Annotated in this window: 15 protein-coding genes; 11 read left to right on the top strand and 4 right to left on the bottom strand. The window is 61.2% G+C overall.

Going from position 1 to position 17,303, the window contains the following annotated elements:
* Nucleotide 1: 1 nt before the first annotated feature.
* The 9 genes from ACA051_RS03585 to ACA051_RS03625 all read left to right on the top strand — a co-directional run bounded on the left by ACA051_RS03585 (nucleotide 2) and on the right by ACA051_RS03625 (nucleotide 12,846).
* The gene (locus ACA051_RS03585; protein WP_497373532.1) at nucleotides 2–1,060 is read left to right on the top strand and encodes a beta-ketoacyl synthase; all 1,059 of its coding nucleotides are present in this window, start codon (nucleotides 2–4) and stop codon (nucleotides 1,058–1,060) included.
* Nucleotides 1,057–2,352 carry a beta-ketoacyl-[acyl-carrier-protein] synthase family protein gene (locus tag ACA051_RS03590; RefSeq protein WP_497307717.1) on the top strand — a complete coding sequence of 432 codons (1,296 nt, stop codon included), beginning with the start codon at nucleotides 1,057–1,059 and terminating at the stop codon, nucleotides 2,350–2,352. The genes ACA051_RS03585 and ACA051_RS03590 overlap by 4 nt, the downstream gene beginning before the upstream one ends.
* A complete protein-coding gene (locus ACA051_RS03595) occupies nucleotides 2,349–3,557 on the top strand; it encodes a beta-ketoacyl synthase N-terminal-like domain-containing protein (RefSeq protein ID WP_497373534.1) in 1,209 nt (402 codons plus the stop codon). Before ACA051_RS03590 ends, ACA051_RS03595 begins: the two co-directional genes overlap by 4 nt.
* A gap of 54 nt (nucleotides 3,558–3,611) precedes the next feature.
* Nucleotides 3,612–6,482 (top strand): aminotransferase class III-fold pyridoxal phosphate-dependent enzyme, encoded by a 2,871-nt coding sequence (locus ACA051_RS03600; protein WP_497373536.1) that lies wholly within the window; start codon nucleotides 3,612–3,614, stop codon nucleotides 6,480–6,482.
* A gap of 9 nt (nucleotides 6,483–6,491) precedes the next feature.
* Nucleotides 6,492–7,229: a 3-oxoacyl-ACP reductase family protein gene (locus ACA051_RS03605; RefSeq protein WP_497373538.1), complete on the top strand. Its 738-nt coding sequence runs from the start codon at nucleotides 6,492–6,494 to the stop codon at nucleotides 7,227–7,229.
* Complete coding sequence (locus tag ACA051_RS03610) at nucleotides 7,226–7,990, top strand: SDR family NAD(P)-dependent oxidoreductase (RefSeq protein WP_094469243.1); 765 nt, start codon at nucleotides 7,226–7,228, stop codon at nucleotides 7,988–7,990. The genes ACA051_RS03605 and ACA051_RS03610 overlap by 4 nt, the downstream gene beginning before the upstream one ends.
* Before the next feature lie 2 nt (nucleotides 7,991–7,992).
* The gene (locus ACA051_RS03615) at nucleotides 7,993–9,291 is read left to right on the top strand and encodes a DUF1302 domain-containing protein (protein ID WP_497307724.1); all 1,299 of its coding nucleotides are present in this window, start codon (nucleotides 7,993–7,995) and stop codon (nucleotides 9,289–9,291) included.
* 69 nt (nucleotides 9,292–9,360) lie between these two features.
* Nucleotides 9,361–10,197, top strand: a complete 837-nt coding sequence (locus tag ACA051_RS03620) for an outer membrane lipoprotein-sorting protein (protein ID WP_140895556.1) — start codon at nucleotides 9,361–9,363, stop codon at nucleotides 10,195–10,197.
* Nucleotides 10,198–10,230: 33 nt separating this feature from the next.
* A complete protein-coding gene (locus ACA051_RS03625; RefSeq protein ID WP_497307726.1) occupies nucleotides 10,231–12,846 on the top strand; it encodes an efflux RND transporter permease subunit in 2,616 nt (871 codons plus the stop codon).
* A gap of 66 nt (nucleotides 12,847–12,912) precedes the next feature.
* On the opposite strand, the gene ACA051_RS03630 is transcribed toward ACA051_RS03625, so the two are convergent.
* From ACA051_RS03630 to ACA051_RS03640, 3 genes are all read right to left on the bottom strand, one after another.
* Nucleotides 12,913–13,323 carry a MerR family transcriptional regulator gene (locus ACA051_RS03630; RefSeq protein WP_497307728.1) on the bottom strand — a complete coding sequence of 137 codons (411 nt, stop codon included), beginning with the start codon at nucleotides 13,321–13,323 and terminating at the stop codon, nucleotides 12,913–12,915.
* A 196-nt stretch (nucleotides 13,324–13,519) separates the two neighbouring features.
* Nucleotides 13,520–14,095 carry an NAD(P)H-dependent oxidoreductase gene (locus ACA051_RS03635; protein WP_094469238.1) on the bottom strand — a complete coding sequence of 192 codons (576 nt, stop codon included), beginning with the start codon at nucleotides 14,093–14,095 and terminating at the stop codon, nucleotides 13,520–13,522.
* Between the two features lie 55 nt (nucleotides 14,096–14,150).
* On the bottom strand, nucleotides 14,151–15,041 hold the full coding sequence (locus ACA051_RS03640; RefSeq protein WP_497373541.1) for a LysR family transcriptional regulator: 891 nt from the start codon (nucleotides 15,039–15,041) through the stop codon (nucleotides 14,151–14,153).
* Between the two features lie 225 nt (nucleotides 15,042–15,266).
* Between ACA051_RS03640 and ACA051_RS03645 the strand changes: the two genes are divergently transcribed.
* Nucleotides 15,267–16,031: a sulfite exporter TauE/SafE family protein gene (locus tag ACA051_RS03645; protein WP_497373543.1), complete on the top strand. Its 765-nt coding sequence runs from the start codon at nucleotides 15,267–15,269 to the stop codon at nucleotides 16,029–16,031.
* On the opposite strand, the gene ACA051_RS03650 is transcribed toward ACA051_RS03645, so the two are convergent.
* Nucleotides 16,021–16,335, bottom strand: a complete 315-nt coding sequence (locus ACA051_RS03650; RefSeq protein ID WP_497307734.1) for a putative quinol monooxygenase — start codon at nucleotides 16,333–16,335, stop codon at nucleotides 16,021–16,023. The two genes, ACA051_RS03645 and ACA051_RS03650, sit on opposite strands and share 11 nt — an antisense overlap.
* 161 nt (nucleotides 16,336–16,496) lie before the next feature.
* Between ACA051_RS03650 and mdaB the strand changes: the two genes are divergently transcribed.
* Complete coding sequence (mdaB, locus tag ACA051_RS03655; protein ID WP_497307736.1) at nucleotides 16,497–17,087, top strand: NADPH:quinone oxidoreductase MdaB; 591 nt, start codon at nucleotides 16,497–16,499, stop codon at nucleotides 17,085–17,087.
* The last annotated feature ends 216 nt before the right edge of the window (nucleotides 17,088–17,303 follow it).

The following is a 17,303-nucleotide window of genomic DNA, read 5'->3' on the forward strand; positions in this document are numbered from 1 at the left end:
CATGAGCATTGCCGTTTACATCCATTCGGCGGCCGTATTGAACGCCGCCGGCAGCGAATGTGCCGACCTGCTCGGGACGCCACCCTCGCCGCAACCGTTGGCATTCGACGCGACGCGTCGGGCTTACCCGCTGCCGACACCGCGTCTGGCCAGCGATCTGTTCGACCGCAAGATCCAGCGCAGCGTCGAACCACAAGGCTTGCGCCTGTTGCATTGCGTGGCACGCCTGGCGCCCGCGCTGGCGGCCCTGCAACTGCCGCCGGCACGGATTGCCCTGACGGCGGCCATTCCTGAGGTCGATGCGCCAAGCCCTTGCTGGGATGCGGTGCAAGCGATCAGTGAACAACCGCAAAAGCCTCTGGCGCAACTGTTGGCCAACACGCCGCCGCTGCATGCCCTGACGCTGCTCAACAGCAGCGTGATGGCCTACGTGGCCGAAGCGTTGCAATGCCACGGGCCGATGGGCGGGTTCTGTTCCCAGGACAACGCCGGGCTCGATGCCCTGATCGAAGCCTGCCAGCAGATTGTCGAGCAACGCGCCGACGCCGCGCTGGTGGTCAGCAGCAGTCCGAACCTGACGCCGGCCTTGTATCTGCGTGAAGCCCATCAGGCCGGCGAGGCGATGTATGGCGAGGGTGCCGCGGCGCTGCTGCTCGGCTTGGCACCTGCGCCCGACACCCCGAACGCCTTGCGCATCGCCGGGTTCGCCCGGGGTTACAGCGCTGATCCGCAACGTGGCTCTGCGGTTGGCCGACGGGTGATCGACCGGGCGCTGAGCCTGGAAAAACTGCGCCTCGGTGACGTCGGGCAGATCGTCGCCAATCCCGAGGATGCGCAGTTGATGAGCCTGATCGCCGACCACCCACGGGACGTTCGCAGCGCCCGGGCCATGACCGGCGACCTTGGCGCCAGTGCCTTGCTGACCGAGATCGCGCTGGCCTTGCACCACTCTCAAAATACCTCGGCGACACCGGGCTACACGCTGCTTGTCAGCCATAGCCGCGCCGGTCATTGGGGCGCCTTGCTCCTGGCCAGTGAAACCATGGAGAAGCACACATGAGTGCGACACGGATTGTGATCACCGGCATGGGCGCCGTGACCGGGTTCGGTTTCGAATGGCAAACCCTCTGGGAAAAAATGCTCGGCGCCGAACATTGTGTGCGCCCATGGCAACCCGACGGAGTGGAGGACGGCACGTTCCCGGTGCGCTACGCCGCAGCCGTGGACATGAGTCTGTTGCCCGAGGCCCTGCAGGACCATCCGGCCTGGAGCGTTGCATTGGAAAAACGCAGTCGCTTCGGCTGGGTGGCCGCCACCCAAGCGGTGAACGACAGCGGGCTTGCGCCTGAGCAGCTGCGTGAAGCCGCCGTGCTCTGTGCCTCGGGTGCGCCCCAACACATGCTGGCCGACATGCTGTTGACCCAGGCACCGGATGGCCGCGCGCCAGGCTGGCAATACCTGATGCCGCGTGCCGGGGAGGTCAATGCCGACGGCTCGCTGCGTCAGGGCAATGATCGGCTGGCGCGGGTGATTGCCGACGGTTTGGGCTGCGAAGGCCCGGTGATCAATATCAGCAGTGCGTGCGCCGGAGCCTCCCAGGCCATCGGCAATGCCTTCCAGATGATTCGTCGCGGTGAAGTGAGCGTGGCGATTGCCGGTGGCGCCGATTCGGTGCTGAACCTCGACACCATGGCCGCGCTATACCTGCTCGGCGCGGCATCGAGCGAGCAGCGCTGGGGCGTCAATCTGTGCCGGCCGTTCGACCGTGATCGCAGTGGCCTGATTGCCGGTGAGGGCGGTGGTTTCGTGGTGCTGGAAAGCCTTGACCATGCACTGGCGCGAGGGGCGACGCCGTATGCCGAAGTGCTTGGCTTCGGCAGCAGCCTGGACGCCTACAAAGTCACCGCCCCGCAACCCGAAGGCCGGGGCGCGGCGCTGGCGATGCAAGCCGCGCTGGACGACGCCGGCCTGCGTGCGCAACAGATCGATCTGATCAACGCCCACGGCACTTCGACGCCGCTCAATGACGTCGCCGAAACCCTGGCGATCAAAAGTGTGTTCGCCGAGCACAAGCACTACCGGTCCTTGGCCATCAGTGCCAACAAGTCCCAATTCGGGCACTTGATTGCCGCCGCCGGTGCGCCGGAATGCATGGTAACGGCCCTGGCATGCCTGAACGATCTGGTCACGCCGACCGTGAACCTGCATGAGGTCGATGAGCAGTGCGACCTGGACTATTGCGCCGGGCAGGCGGTCAGCCGCCGGGTGGATTTTGCCTTGAGCAACTCCTTCGGTTTTGGTGGCCTGAACACCTCGCTGGCCCTTGGCAAATATCGGGAGCACTCACAATGACGGGCGCTACTGTGCGTGTTGCGATCGCCGGCAGCGGTTGCGTATTACCCAGCGGCTGGGGCGTGCAACGCTTCTGGTCGGCGGCCAGTGAAGCCCGCAGCGGCATCGCCGTGCTGCAGTCGAAATTGTTCCACAGTGAGCGCGTGACGGCCTTCGGGCATGTCAGTGATGAAGACCATCAAACCAGTCGCCAGGACGTGGCCCAGAACCTCCAGCGCTACTGCCCGCCGGCCGTGATCTGGGGTGTCAGCGCGGTGCGCCAGGCCTTGGCCGAAGCCGGGCTTGAGCCGGGTAACGATGGGCTGCGTTACGGCCTCTATTGCTGCCAGGGCGGTTACACCCATCCGTCGTTGGCGGCCTATGGCGAATTGCTTCACGAGTGCCGCGATGAGTCCGGTGCCGACATGCGGCGCCTCGCTCAGCGGGTGTTGCAAGAGCGCGCGCTCGACCCGTTCCTGGTGCTCAAAAGCCTGAGTAACGGGTTGCTCGGAATTGTCAGCCTGGCGCTGAAACTGGAGTGCGAGTGCAACGCCTACATGCAAGGCGTGGCCGGCAACCTGGCGGCGTTGCGCGAGGCGTGCGCAGCGTTGCAAAGCGGTCGTATCGATGCGGCGATTGTGGTCGGCGCCGGCAGTGAACTCGACCCGTTGGCGCTGGCCGCGCTGGCCGAGGCCGGTGTGATCAGCACCGACGGTTCCCAGACCCTGCGTGCATTCGATCGCCAGGGCACGGGCGGGATTGCCGGTGAAGGGGCGGCGGCGTTGATTCTGCGCCGGGCCGACGATCTGCCGGATGGCCCGCAGACCTGCCTGTCGGCGCTGTTCGCCCATCCGCGGATGGGGTCGTTGAACCTGCCGGACAAGCAGGTCGATCTGCTGGTCAGCAGCGCCAGCGGCGATCCGCACAAGGACGCCGACCTGGCCCGCACGCTCGCCCGCGCCGGTGCCGCGCACATCACCAGTAGCGTGCCGGTGACCGGCATTCTCAGCGGCGCGCCGAGCCTGGTCGACCTGATCCTGGCGCGCAACGCACTGCTTGCCCAGCGCGTGCCACCGATCATTGGATTGCAGCAACCGGTGGACCCGCACCTGCCGTTTGTGCTCGGTGAGGGACGGGACGCGGTGCTGCGTGACTGCCTGATTGTCAACCGCGACGACAACGGTTTCAGCGCCTGTTACCAGCTCGACTATCAGGCGACCGACTAGCCGTTTGAGCGCAATGAATCGCCTCTACTTTTCTGATCAAGGGATATGACTGTCATGGATTACCGCGATTACGTTCGACCAAAATTTGTTGAACTGATGCAGGCCCTGGGCCTGGAATGCCAGTTCCACCGAGCATTGGGCAGCAAGCTGTTTTACCGCGACAAACAGGGTGTCGAGGTGACCGTCACCGACTTCCTCGGCGGTTACGGCGCTGCGTTGTTTGGCCACAATGACCCGCAGTTCGTCGATCAACTCTGCGGCCTGTTGCGCGCCGATGTGCCGTTCAATGCGCAGATGTCCGTGCGCAGTGCGGCCGGTATGCTGGGCCGCGAACTCAGCGAAGCGTTCAACCGTGAGCTGAACAACAGCGAGCGCTACATTTCGACCTTCTCAAACAGTGGCGCCGAGTCGGTGGAAATCGCCGTCAAGCACGCCGAATACCGCCGCCAGAAAACTTTGCAAAAGCAGTTCGACGAGCGGGATTTCGCCCTGGCCAACCTGACTGCCAGCGACAAGGCCTATGTCGAACTGGACGTCGACGACCTTGATCTGCCCGCCGGGTTGCTGCCGGAAAACCTGTCTTACGTGACCGTGCGCCAAGTGGTGGAAGCGGTGCGTCAACACAACCTTGCGCAGTTGCATGTCGAGCCTGTATTCGTCGCCCTGCGCGGCAGCTTCCACGGCAAACTGGTGAACACCGTCCAGCTGACCTACGGCAAACAGTACCGCCAGCCATTCGCTCGTTTTAGTCTCAACGTCGAATTCATCGATCCGCAACAACCCCAGCAACTCCTGGATCTTCCGGCCCGTCATATGCGGCATTGGCTGAAACTGGAGTGGAGCGGCGAGACCTTGCAGGTGCGCCGTGAAGCCTTCAGCGCGATCACGGCGGTGTTGCTGGAGCCGATCCAGGGCGAGGGCGGCATCAATGAGTTCGCCAGCGAGTTCTACCTGGCCCTGCGCCGCCTGTGCAACGAGCAGCAATGCCCGCTGATCATCGACGAAGTGCAATCGGGTTTCGGCCGCACCGGCACGCTGCTCGGTGCCTGTCATTTCAACTTGCAGGGCGATTACTACTGCCTGTCCAAAGCGCTGGGCGGTGGCCTGATGAAAATTGCCGCGACCGTCATCCGCGCCAGTCACTACGAAACCGATTTCAGCTACATCCACAGTTCGACCTTCGCCGAAGACGATGCCTCGTGCCATATCGCCCTGTCGGCCTTGCGCCGCTTGTTTGCGAACGACAACGCGATGCTCAAGGACGTGAATAAAAAAGGCGAATACCTCAAGTCGTCGTTGCTCGAACTCAAAGCCGCGTACCCGGACGTGATTGCCGATGTGCGTGGTCGCGGGTTGCTGCTGGGGTTCGAACTGCACGACCTGAGCGGCACCAGTTCGCTGGTCCAGGCATCGGCGCAGTACAACGATGCGCTGGGTTACATCATCGCCGGCTACCTGCTGCAATTCGAATCGCTGCGGGTCGCGCCGTCGGGCAGCAACGCCAATGTGATTCGCCTGGAGCCACCGGTGTGCATCACCTTCGAGGAAATCGACGGCTTGATCGGCTCGCTGCAAAAGGTCTGCGACATGCTGCGTCGCCGCGATGCCTTCCCGCTGGCGGCCGGGGTGTGCGCCGACAGCATCCAAGAAGTACCGGCTCGCGAGGTGAGTTTCAGGGAACCTGAAAACCTCCCAAAGCCTGACGAGAGCGTTCGCGTGGTGGCGCGCGTGGCGTTCATCAATCACCTGATCGATTCGGACATGCTCAGTGACGTCGACCCGTCGCTGTCTACCCTCAGCGCCGATCAGAAGCGCGAGTTCATCAAGCGCATGGCCCCCGAGCGGCGTGCTGCCCCCATCGGTCCGGTGCTGATTCGTTCGAAACTCGGCACCGCCGTGGAGTTCACCTTGTACCCGTTGTGCATGGACTCCGATGCCATGGCCGCGTACATCGCCAGTGGCGACCTGGACACCATCCGCGACGAAGTCGGCAATCGCATCCGTGATGCCCGGGCCGATGGCTACAGCGTGGCCGGTCTCGGTATGTACACCTCGATCGTCACCAACAACTGTCAGGCGTTGAAAATCCCCGACATGGCGCTGACTTCCGGCAACGCGCTGACCATCGGCATGGGCCTGGAAGCGATCGAGCAGGGCTGCAAACAGCAAGGCCTGGAACTGAGCGAACAGACGGCGGCGGTGGTCGGCGCGGCCGGCAACATTGCTTCGACTTACGCCTCGTTGTTGTCCACCAGTGTCGAGCACCTGATCCTGATCGGTAGCGGTCGCGACGGTTCCCTGCGGCGCCTGGAGAAGACCGCCCAGCTGATTTACGCCGAGGCCGCCCGCGCGATTCTCAAGGGTGTCGCCGAGCACGACCGCCTCGCCAACCGCTTGCAGAAACTCGACGGCATCGACGCGTTGTTGCAGGCCCACGGTGCTGGCACCGACCTCGGTTTGCGCGTGCAGCGCCTGGTAGAAGAACGCCTGGGCGCGAATGCGTTCATCACCGTCAGCAATGACCTAGATGTGCTGAAACAGGCGCGCATCGTGCTCTGTGCAGCGAACGCGCCTCAACCGTTTCTCGGTGCCGGACACTTCGCCGAAAACAGCGTGATCTGCGACATCGCGGTGCCGCTGAACGTCGATCAGAACCTCTCCAGCCAACGGTCCGACGTGCTCTACATGCACGGCGGAATTGTCCAGACCCCGCTGGGCGATGGCCTGATCCGCAACGTGCGCGCCTACCTCAAGGAAGGTCAGCTGTACGCCTGCATGGCGGAGTCGGTGTTGATGGGCTTGTCCGGGATGAAACAGCACTACTCCTACGGCGATATCAGCCGCGAGCAAGTGCAGCAGATTCGTGCCCTGGCCGCGACCCACGGCTTCAGCCTCGCGCAGTTCAAGACAGACAACTCACTCTAAGGAACGGTCATGCCGAATAAAGTAGCAGTGGTGACCGGTGGCAGTCGTGGCATCGGTCGGGCGATTGTCCTGGCCCTGGCCGGCGCGGGCTATCAGATCGCGTTCAGTTATGTGCGCGACGAAGTGGCCGCCATGTCGTTACGTGATGAGGTCCAGGCACTGGGCCTCGACTGTCTGGCGCTGCAATGCGATGTCAGCAGCGGTGACAGCATCAAGGGCTTTTTCGAACGGGTCGACCAGCATTTCCAGCGCGTCGATCTGCTGGTCAACAACGCCGGCATCACCCGTGACGGGTTGCTGGCGACGATGCCGAGTCGCGACATCATCGAGGTGATCCAGACCAACCTGATCGGCACCTTGCTCTGCTGTCAGCAGGCGGTGCCGTCCATGATGCGCCAGCGCAGCGGTTGCATCGTCAACATCAGTTCGGTGGCGGCGCAGAAACCGGGCAAGGGGCAAAGCAACTATGCCGCGGCCAAGGGCGGCGTCGAAGCGCTGACCCGTGCCCTGGCGGTGGAATTGGCGCCGCGCAACATCCGGGTGAATGCGGTGGCCCCCGGCATCGTCAACACCGAAATGAGTACGGCCCTGATTGGCAGTCAGGAACAGGAAATCCAGTCACGGTTGCTGATCAAGCGTTACGCCCAACCCCATGAAATTGCCGAGGCGGTGCTGTACATCACCGAGCGCGGCTTGTACCTGACGGGTGAGGTCCTGCCGGTCAACGGCGGGTTGAAAATGCCATGAGCCGGACCATTCTGATTACCGGTGCCGCCAAGGGCATCGGCCGGGCGGTCGCGGAGAATTTTGCCGCCGACGCCAGTCACCGCTTGATCCTGCTGGATCTGGATTTGCCGGAACTGCAACGCTGGGTCGACGAGCAACACGGGCAGATCAAGGCACGGGTCGAAACCCATGCGGCCAACATTGCCGACCTCCCGGGCATGGAAGCGTTCTTCAAAATGCTCGCCAAGCAAGTGGATTACGTTGACGTGCTGGTCAACAGCGCCGGCATCTGCAACGAGAATGAACCGGAAGATTTGCACAACTGGCACAAGGTGATTTCGGTCAACCTCAACGGCACGTTCTACGTCACCTCGTTGTGCCTGCCGTTGATGCCGGATCGCGGGCGGATCATCAACATGTCGTCGATCCTCGGCCGCGCCGGCAAGGTCCGCAACACCGCGTACTGCGCTTCCAAGCACGGCATCGTCGGCATGACCAAGGCCCTGGCGATGGACCTGGCACCACGGCTGATCACGGTGAATGCGATTCTGCCCGCATGGATTGATACGCCCATGCTGCAAGGTGAACTGGCGGCGCAAGCGGCGATTGCCGGGCTTACCCAGGAACAGATCCTGCGCAACGCCAAGAAGAAATTGCCGATGCGCCGCTTCATTCAAAGCGAAGAAGTCGCGGCGATGGTGCGTTACCTGGCCAGCCCCGAAGCGGGCGGGGTAACCGCTCAGAGTCTGGTGATCGACGGCGGTGTCGGGTTGGGAATGTAGCCATGCAGGGATTACACATCAGCCGCACTGCGTGGGCGGTTTTGGCGTGCATGGCCGCGCAACCGGCGTTGGCTGAATTGACGGTCGAGGACTTCAAGCCGGATTACGCCGACGCCGAAGTCGGCGTGGCCACCGCGTTGCGCTTGCACGGTGACGATCAGGTCACCCAGAAAGCCGTGTATTTCAAGGCCAACCTGGAAGACAACTGGGACGGCGGTTACTACAAGGCCAAGGGGAGGGTGCGTTACGACGCCCGCTACGACGGCAACAATCCGTACAGCGAACGGGCGCGGGACAAATACCGCTTCGACGCTGACTGGCGGCATTTGTACTGGGGCCAGTCGGTGGGAGACGGCGAGGTGACCATCGGCTGGCAGCAAGTGGTCTGGGGTCGTGCCGATGAGTTGCGGGTGCTCGATCAGATCAACCCGGTGGACTATCGCGATGGCCTGACTCCGCTACTGGAAGACAGCCGGATCGCAGTACCCATGGTGAGGTTTGCGCAACCGGTGGGCGAGTGGGAACTGGAGGCGTTGTGGGTCACCGATTTTGTGAAAAACCAGCCGCCGGTTGCAGGCAGCGAGTTCGACGCGCCGCTGTTTGCCGTGCCGGATCCGCAATACTTTCTGCTGGATTCCAAGCCCGGCTACGACGGTGATAAGGGCTTTTCCTATGGCTTGAGCGCCAACGGGCGGATCGGTTCGGTGGACACCAGTTTCGTCGCGCTGAATGCACGCCAGCAGGACCCGGTCTACGCCGTCGAAGGCTTGGCCGATGACGGTCGCACTCGGCTGGAGCGTCAGTTTCCCCGTTACACCATGGGCGGCGCGGGGCTGGCGATCGATGCCGGTCACAGCATCGTGGTGCGCAGCGAAATTGCCTGGTTCGACAACTGGCGGGTGACCAATCCGACCCGTGCCTACGGCGCCGACAGCACCCCGATGGTCAAGTCGTTGCTGGGCGTCGACTACCTGCTGCGCGACTGGCTGATTTCCCTGCAATGGCAGCAGCAGCAACTGCTCGACTGGCAGGACGGCATGCTGCAAGACAAGCGCGAACACTTGTTCACCCTGTCGGCCGAAGGCACTCATTGGCAGGACCGCCTCAAGAGCCGGCTGGTGGTCGCCGCCTCGCCACCGTTCAAAGACGATGCGCTGTTGCAAGGCATCTTCACCTACAAGCCGGTGGACTGGATCAAGCTCGGGCTGGAAGTGGATGTGTTCTTCGGCAAGCCCGACAAGCCCTTCGGCGAGTACGACAACCGCGACCAAGTGCGGCTGTCCGCCGGTTACCTGTTTTAACCCCATGACGCCTGCGTGCCCCTCGCGCTTTGGCTCGACCATATCCATCTGACGAAAAGGGAAGTTCCCATGTTGCCTCTGTTCAAAAGTCTGACCGCTGCCGCGCTGATCCTGAGCGGCGCTTGCGCCACCGCCGCCGATGGCCAGAATGCCGATGAAATCATCCGCCAGGTGCGGGATCGCAACGACGGTAAAAGCTTCATGTCCCAGGTGTCGCTGATCCTCCACGACAAGAAGGGCAATACCCGGGTTCGTGAGTTCACCTACTTGCAAAAGGATTACCCGGACAGCGACAAATTCAGCATGTATTTCTCCGCCCCCACTGATGTGCGCGACGTGGCCTTTCATATCGAAAACCCCCACGAAACCCTGGGCCAGGAAGACAGCCAGTGGATGTACTTGCCGGTCAGTCGCCAGACGCGGCGGATCTCCACCACCGACAAACGCGGCTCGTTCATGGGCAGCGAGTACTCCTACGCCGACCTCGACAAGATCCGGGTCAAGGATTACACCCAGACGCTGGTCGGCGAAGAGCAGGTCAAGGGCCGCGACTGCTACGTGATCGAGCGTGAGCCGGCGTCGCCCGAGGTGTTGGCCAAGACCGGCTACAACAAACTGAAAGTGTGGATCGACAAGCAGAATTTCCTGGTCATGCGTCAGGACTTCTTCGACGTCAAAGGCGTGCTGGTCAAGCAGATGCGCACGCAAAAGGTCGACACCATCGACTCGATCGACAGCATCGTGCTGAGCGAGACCGAACACTTCATCGACGGCACGCGTTCAGAGATGCGCTTCAACCACCTGCAATACAACGTGCAGTTGGAAGACCGTTTGTTCACCCAGACCGCCATCAAGCGCGGGCTGAAAACCGGCGACGTGCCGGACTTTGCCGTGTCTGCCCGCTAAGCGCCGACCCCGACGACTCTGGAACGCATGCTCATGGAAAGATACCTGAACTTCGTCGAGCGCTATGCGCGGGCGATCGTTTTCCTGCTGGTGGCGGTCACGGCGTATTTCACCTATACGCTGGGCGCGCTGATCTCCGACACCAACCCTTATCTGCTCAAGGAAACCCATCCGGCGCGCAAGACCATCATCGACTTGCAAAGCGAGTTCACCGGTACGTTCGACTCGGTGATGGTGGCAATCAACAACCCGCAGACGGTGTTCAACAAGCAGACCCTCAACGCACTGTTTTCGATGTCGCAATCGGTGCGCAAGATGATCCTGGCCAACGACGCCGACAAGGAGCAGTTGACGCAAATCGTTGCGCAGCATCCAGACGACAGCCGTGCGCAACTGTTGACACGCGACATTCTGGAAAACGGTTTTTCCCAGAACGATTATGCCCAGGCCAAGGCCCTGCGTGATTACGCCCAGAGCCAGAACTGGGATGCCCATGATCAGCTGTTCCTGACCTTTCTCGCCGAGCGAATCAACCCGATCCGCGAAATGGCGTCCATGGGCGACCTGGAAAACATCGTGCTGACCCACGATGGCGAGTTGCTGATCCACAAGACTCTCAACGCCTTCGACATGGACCCGGCGCTGGTCGAGTCGCAGATCATGGGCAACGAGCTGATGGTCGACGGGGTGGTGTCCAAGGACAAGAAAGTCGCGATGCTGGTGGCCGAGCTGGGCACCAAGCAAGACGATGCCCAGGCGCAACTGCGCGCCTACCAGATCGTGCGCGGCATCGTCGCGGACTATCAGGCGGCGCACCCCGGGTTCAAGGACGAGATCTCTATTGCCGGTATGCCGATCTTCATCGCGGCCCAGCAGGAGATCATCGACCATGATCTGGCGGTGCTGTTTCCGATTGTATTTTTGCTGATCACCCTGCTGTTGATTTTCTTCTTCCGCAAACCGCTGGGCGTGCTGTTGCCGCTGTTCAACATCCTGTTCTGCACCATCTGGACACTAGGCCTGATGGCCTTGTTGCGGGTGCCGTTCGACTTGCTGACCAGCGTCCTGCCGGTGTTTCTGTTCACCATTTGTTGCTCGGATGCGATCCATGTGATGGCCGAGTACTACGAGCAGAAAAACGCCGGTAAAAGTAACCGCGAAGCCAATCGCCAGACGCAACGGCTGATGGTGGTGCCGGTGGTGTTGACGACGGTGACCACCATCGCCACCTTCATGATTTCCACCACCAACAACATTGTCAGCATCCGCAATTTCGGCGTGTTCATGTCCATCGGCCTGACGGCGGCGCTGATCATTTCGCTGTTGCTGATTCCGGCCTGGATCTCGATCTGGGGCAAGGATCAGACGCCGAAAACCCTTGCTGCCGTACACAAGGAGTCGATCATTTCGCGTTATCTGGTGGCGTTCTGCGCGCGGTTAATCCAGTGGCGCAAACCGATCTTGATCGTGACACTGCCGCTGCTGATCTTGATGACGGTGTTCACCTTTCGCGTCGATATCGAAGACTCGGGCATCGCCTACTTCAAGCCCGAGAGCCATATTCGCGTTTCGGACGAGTTCATCAACCAGGCCGGGGTCGCGGGCACGGCACCAGGCTGGATTGCCATCGACAGCAAAGAGCCGCGTGGGGTGCTGACCACGGAGGTGGTGCAGTTCATCGACAAGCTCGACCACTTCATCAAGCAGCAACCTCACGTCAGTTACGGCTACTCCCTGGCCACTTACGTCAAGCGCATGAACCTGGTGCTCAACGACATGAACCCCGACTACTTGCGCGTGCCCCAGGCGCTGGAGCAGGTGACGTCGGCTAATGAAGAGGGACAGGTCGAGCGGTTCGAGGTGCCGGGCAATTCGTTGATCGAGCAACACGTGATGCTGTTCGAAAACGGCGGTGGCTCGGACCTCAATAACGTGCTCAACGCCGACTACTCCAAGGCGCTGACGCTGTACACCATGACCTCGTCAGTGGCCAGCGACTATCAGGACATGCTGGATCGCCTCGATGCCTGGTTGCTGGTGAACAAACCGGCCAACCTCGAAGTGACGCACGCCGGCACGCCGCTGATCTGGACTGGCGTTCTACAGGAAATCACCCAGGGCCAGGTCCTGAGTTTTTCCCTGGCGTTGCTGGTGGTCACGCTGATGATGATGTATTGGCTCAAGTCGGTAAGGTTGGGGGTTCTCGGCATGCTGACCCTGTTGACCACCTCGGTGACGGTCTACGGCTTCATGTTCCTGTTCGGCATCGAACTGAACATCGGCACGACATTGGTGACGTTCCTGGTGGTCGGCGTGGTCGATTACGCGGTGCACCTGCTGTCACGGATCAAATTGTTGGTGGAGCAAGGGATTCATATCGATGCGGCCATTTTGCAGGCGATGCACAGCGTCGGCCGTTCGACGGTGGTCAACGTGGTGATTTTCTCCGTGGGCTTCATGGCTTTGCTGTTTTCCGACTTCAAGCCGATTGTCGATCTGGGCGCACTGGTGGCGATGGCGCTGTTTTCCAGCGGTGTCATGACCATTCTGTTGGTGACGCTGGTGTCGCCGTGGTTCTTCGCGGCGATTGTTCCGGTGGCGCCGCTGCCGGAAAAAGATCGAGCAGTGGGGAAGCCTGCCTTGAGCTGACCTGATGACCGGCACCGCAGGCACCTTAGTGGCCTGCGAGCCGGTTAATCCAGCGCAGCAGGGTCTTCAGTTCAGCGTATTGCTCGGGTTTTTTTCGCCATAGCGGGCGATACGCTCGAACTGACATTCCTCTCGGGCATCTTTGAGGTTGCTTTCGAATTCTTCGAGGCCGTTGTGCAATTGCTGTAGAGCGCCGATCTGGGAGACCAGCTCGGCCTTTTTTTCGGCGATCGCTTTTTGCGCCATGTCCCACGGAAATTCGTCACCGCGGTAGTTGTTCAACATCACCTGCAGCTCTTTGAGCTTGAAACCCAGTTGCTGGGCGCACTTGATGAACGTCAACACCTCGACACTCTGCTGGCTGTAGATGCGGTATTTGCCTTCACGCTTGGGCTCGGGCAACAGGCCGATTTCTTCGTAATGGCGAATGCTTTTGACTGTGGTGCCCGACAGCTGGGCGGCTTTGCCGATATACATAGATCCGTCTCGATGATCAAACAGGGCGTAGCGCGACCAGGCCTCATGCCTGATCGGAGCGAATAATATAGTGAATAACATTCAAAGTTTGCAGCGGCGTGTAAATGACGCGCACAACCGACGAACGACCGCTTGAGGGGGACGTGGGAAGGGGCTGACGGCGAGTGCGTGCCGTCAGCAAACAGCGAGGGGCGCGTCAGCGGCTGGCGGTGACGCGGGCCTGTTCCAGCCAGGCGTCGCGCTGGCTCGACTTGGAGCCCAGGATCGGCCCGAAAGTCAGGGTCTTCAATGGCTTGATGCCGCAGAACTCCAGCGTGGTCTTGCGCATCTGGTGCAGGCCGGGCATGCGATAGACCCATTTGTAATACCAGGGCGGCGTGTCCATGGTCACCAGCAGATGCGCGGTCCGGCCCTTGAGCAGTTTGTCGGGGAAGGCCTTGCCTTCACGGTATTTGAAGGCAAAGCCGGGCAGGAAAATGCGGTCGACAAAGCCCTTCATCAAGGCCGGTATCCCGCCCCACCAGATCGGATAAACGAACGTCAGGTGTTCGGCCCAGGTGATATCGGCCTGGGCTTGCAACAGGTCTGGCTCCAGGGGCTGGATCGTGTGATAGCCCTCGTGCAGGACCGGGTCGAAGTCCAGCGCATCCAGCCGCAGCAGGCGCACATCATGCCCGGCATCCTTGGCGGCCTGGACGTAAGTTTCGCTCAGCGCCCCGCAGAAACTGTCGGTGGAGGGGTGACCCAGAATCACGAGCATTCGTTTGCTCATTGCGTGTACTCCTGAAATGAAGCCCGCAGCATAGAGTCTGCCCCTAACGGTAGAGTCAAGGCGTTCCCGGCGTCAGCGCCTCCAGCAAGGCCCGGGCGTAACCGGGCAGGCTGTCGACGTCGCGGGCACAGATTTTCAGTGTGCGGTTGGCCCAGTCTTCGGGAAGAGAGCGGGACGTGACCGCTTGTACCTGCGGCCAGCGCTCGATGGCCACCCGTGGCACGATGGCCAGCCCTGCACCGCGAGCGACCATGCGAATGACCCCGTCGAAGCCGTCAGCGCGAATGCGGATCGGCATGCGCTGGCCAATGTGCAGGGCCTGTTCTTCCAAGTGGATCGCCAAGGCACTGCTGGCGCCCAAGGCCACGTAGTCGTGGCTCAAGGTGTCGGCGAAGGTCAGTGACGGTTGTTCGTTCAGGGGGTGGTCAGGAGGCAAGATCAACACCAGCGGGTCATCGCGAAACGGCCGGGTGTGCAGGTCTTCGGTGTCCACCGCATCGGACACGATCCCTAAATCCGCCGCCCCCTGGCGCAACGCATGGGTGATGCGGGCGCTGGGCAACTCTTGAAGATCGATATCGAGGTTCGGATGTTCGCGCAGAAAATCGGCGAGCAACTCCGGCAGGTATTCGGTGATCGCCGTTGTGTTGCACAGCAACCGCACCTGACCTTTGACTCCCTTGGCGTATTCGGCCAGGTCCTGCTGCAGGCGTTCGGCTTGTTGCAGCAGGGCCCGGGCGTGTTTCGCCAGGGCTTTGCCGGCCGGTGTCGGCGTGACACCGCGGCGACCGCGGTCCAGAAAGTCGATGCCGATTGACGATTCCATCGCGCGGATGCGTGCGCTCGCGGCTGCCAGGGATAAATGGCTGCGGGCGGCACCGGCGGTGATGTTGCCGGTGTCGAGGATGTTCAGGTAGAGGCGCAGGTCGGTCAGGTCGAAGTGCATTGTTATGGCCTCTGGATGTTTGTTGTCTGGGCGGACGCCTTCGCGGGCAAGCCCGCTCCCACAGGGTTTGATGATGTCCGGATCAGCACCGCAAACCTGTAGGAGCGAGGCTTGCCCGCGAAGGCGTCAGTTGCATCAATAGATTCTTCAGCCTCTGCCAAAACAAGAGGCAAAATCAGTATATGGCAGATTTTCAATCAGCCAGCCAGGGCTCACCATTGCCCCATGAATACTCTCGCTGCGTTCTATCAAAACCTCGGTCTGACCCTTTCATTACTGGTCATCGCCACCTTCCTCCTGGCCGGAATGATAAAGGGTGTGATCGGCCTCGGCCTGCCGACCATCGCCATGGGCTTGCTCGGTCTGGCTATGGTGCCGTCGCAGGCTGCGGCGCTGCTGATCATCCCCGCGACCCTGACCAACGTCTGGCAGCTGGCATTCGGTGGGCATTTGCTCGGCTTGATCAAACGCCTGTGGCCGATGTTGCTGGCGATCTTCATCGGCACTGGCGCTGGCACGTTGTGGATTGGTATGGCCGGGGGGCACTGGGTGGTGCGGGCATTGGGAGCGGCGCTGTTGCTCTACGCCTTGAGCGGATTATTCCTGCCGACCTTGCGTGTCGGCAGCAGCACCGAACGCTGGCTCGGGCCGCTGTGCGGAGTGCTGACAGGCGTCATCACGTCGGCCACCGGTGTATTCGTGATTCCGGCGGTGCCTTATCTGCAAGCCCTCGGCATGTGCAAGGACGAACTCGTGCAGGCGCTAGGTCTGTCGTTCACCGTCTCGACGCTCGCCCTTGCCGCCGGGCTGTTATGGCGCGGCGCTTTGGGCGGTGGCGAATTGAGTGCGTCGCTGCTGGTGCTGATCCCGGCGGTACTTGGCATGTTGCTCGGCCAATGGCTGCGTCAGCGGATCAGCGCCGTGCTGTTCAAACGAGTGTTCTTCATCGGCCTCGGCGTGCTCGGCGGCCACTTGCTGATCAGCGGGTAGCGGACGACGTGCTGAGCATGTCGATGGCGCGGATATCAAAATCCCGTTCCAGGTATTCCATGCGCATGTCGCGGAACTGCTGCATGTGCGGCAGGTTCGAGTGCACGTCGAGGTGCGCCTGGGACTGCCAGATCTCGTAGAAGATAAACAGCGTCGGGTCCTGTTTGTCCCGCAGCATGTGGTACTCGATGCAGCCGGGCTCGGCGCGACTTGCTTGCACATGGCCGCTGAAAAACGCTTCGAAGGCGTCAGATTTTTCCGGGCGGGTCTTGGCGTGCAGGATGAAACCTTGCAATTCACTCATCAGAAAATCTCCTCAAGTTCAGAATCGGCGCAAGTGTATGGCAACAATCGCCTGTCGATTCGTGCGTATTGGTCAAATGAATTTTGTGAATTCAGCGCTTATTCCGCGCGAGGCAGATCGCTACTCTGCCGCCATCGAATTCCAACCTTCCGAGACTTCTCATGAAAAAAGTCCTGTTACTCAATGGCGGCAAAAAGTTCGCCCACTCCGATGGCCGCTACAACACCACCCTGCATGAAGCCGCGCTGAGCGTGCTGGATCGCGGCGGTGTCGATGTGAAAGCCACCTTCATCGACGAGGGTTACGACGTCGCTGAAGAAGTCGCCAAATTCCTTTGGGCCGACGTCATCATTTATCAGATGCCCGGCTGGTGGATGGGCGCGCCCTGGACCGTCAAGAAGTACATCGACGAAGTCTTCACCGAAGGCCACGGCAGCCTGTACGCCAGTGATGGCCGCACGCGCTCCGATGCGTCGCAAAAGTACGGCAGCGGTGGTCTGTTGCAGGGCAAGCAATACATGTTGTCCCTGACCTGGAACGCACCGCAGCAAGCCTTCGACGACCCGTCCGACTTTTTCGAAGGCAAGGGCGTGGACGCGGTGTACTTCCCGTTTCACAAGGCCAACGAATTCCTCGGCATGACCGGTTTGCCAACCTTCCTGGCGGTCGATGTGATGAAACGCCCGAATATCGAGGCTGATGTGGCGCGCTATGAGCAGCACTTGACTGAGGTGTTTGGCCTCAAGGCGTGAGGCTCGGCTACTATCGATAGCTGACCCGGCACGAACCTGTGGCGAGGGAGCTTGCTCCCGCTCGGCGGCGAAGCCGTCGTAAAGTCAGCAGGCGTGATCTATCTGAACCACTGCAGTCGCTGGTTTTGGGTCCGCTTCGCGCACCAGCGGGAGCAAGCTCCCTCGCCACAAGAGATTTCCTCTGTACAGTAGAGCGGTGCTGAGTATCGATAAGGG

This window comes from Pseudomonas sp. LBUM1669 (assembly GCF_059695705.1).

Excerpts from the sequence above, each read along its gene's own strand:
- ACA051_RS03585 (WP_497373532.1), top strand. The coding sequence starts at position 2 with ATGAGCATTGCCGTTTACATCCATTCGGCGGCCGTATTGAACGCCGCC.
- ACA051_RS03590 (WP_497307717.1), top strand. The coding sequence starts at position 1,057 with ATGAGTGCGACACGGATTGTGATCACCGGCATGGGCGCCGTGACCGGG.
- ACA051_RS03595 (WP_497373534.1), top strand. The coding sequence starts at position 2,349 with ATGACGGGCGCTACTGTGCGTGTTGCGATCGCCGGCAGCGGTTGCGTA.
- ACA051_RS03600 (WP_497373536.1), top strand. The coding sequence starts at position 3,612 with ATGGATTACCGCGATTACGTTCGACCAAAATTTGTTGAACTGATGCAG.
- ACA051_RS03605 (WP_497373538.1), top strand. The coding sequence starts at position 6,492 with ATGCCGAATAAAGTAGCAGTGGTGACCGGTGGCAGTCGTGGCATCGGT.
- ACA051_RS03610 (WP_094469243.1), top strand. The coding sequence starts at position 7,226 with ATGAGCCGGACCATTCTGATTACCGGTGCCGCCAAGGGCATCGGCCGG.
- ACA051_RS03615 (WP_497307724.1), top strand. The coding sequence starts at position 7,993 with ATGCAGGGATTACACATCAGCCGCACTGCGTGGGCGGTTTTGGCGTGC.
- ACA051_RS03620 (WP_140895556.1), top strand. The coding sequence starts at position 9,361 with ATGTTGCCTCTGTTCAAAAGTCTGACCGCTGCCGCGCTGATCCTGAGC.
- ACA051_RS03625 (WP_497307726.1), top strand. The coding sequence starts at position 10,231 with ATGGAAAGATACCTGAACTTCGTCGAGCGCTATGCGCGGGCGATCGTT.
- ACA051_RS03630 (WP_497307728.1), bottom strand. The coding sequence starts at position 13,323 with ATGTATATCGGCAAAGCCGCCCAGCTGTCGGGCACCACAGTCAAAAGC.
- ACA051_RS03635 (WP_094469238.1), bottom strand. The coding sequence starts at position 14,095 with ATGAGCAAACGAATGCTCGTGATTCTGGGTCACCCCTCCACCGACAGT.
- ACA051_RS03640 (WP_497373541.1), bottom strand. The coding sequence starts at position 15,041 with ATGCACTTCGACCTGACCGACCTGCGCCTCTACCTGAACATCCTCGAC.
- ACA051_RS03645 (WP_497373543.1), top strand. The coding sequence starts at position 15,267 with ATGAATACTCTCGCTGCGTTCTATCAAAACCTCGGTCTGACCCTTTCA.
- ACA051_RS03650 (WP_497307734.1), bottom strand. The coding sequence starts at position 16,335 with ATGAGTGAATTGCAAGGTTTCATCCTGCACGCCAAGACCCGCCCGGAA.
- mdaB (WP_497307736.1), top strand. The coding sequence starts at position 16,497 with ATGAAAAAAGTCCTGTTACTCAATGGCGGCAAAAAGTTCGCCCACTCC.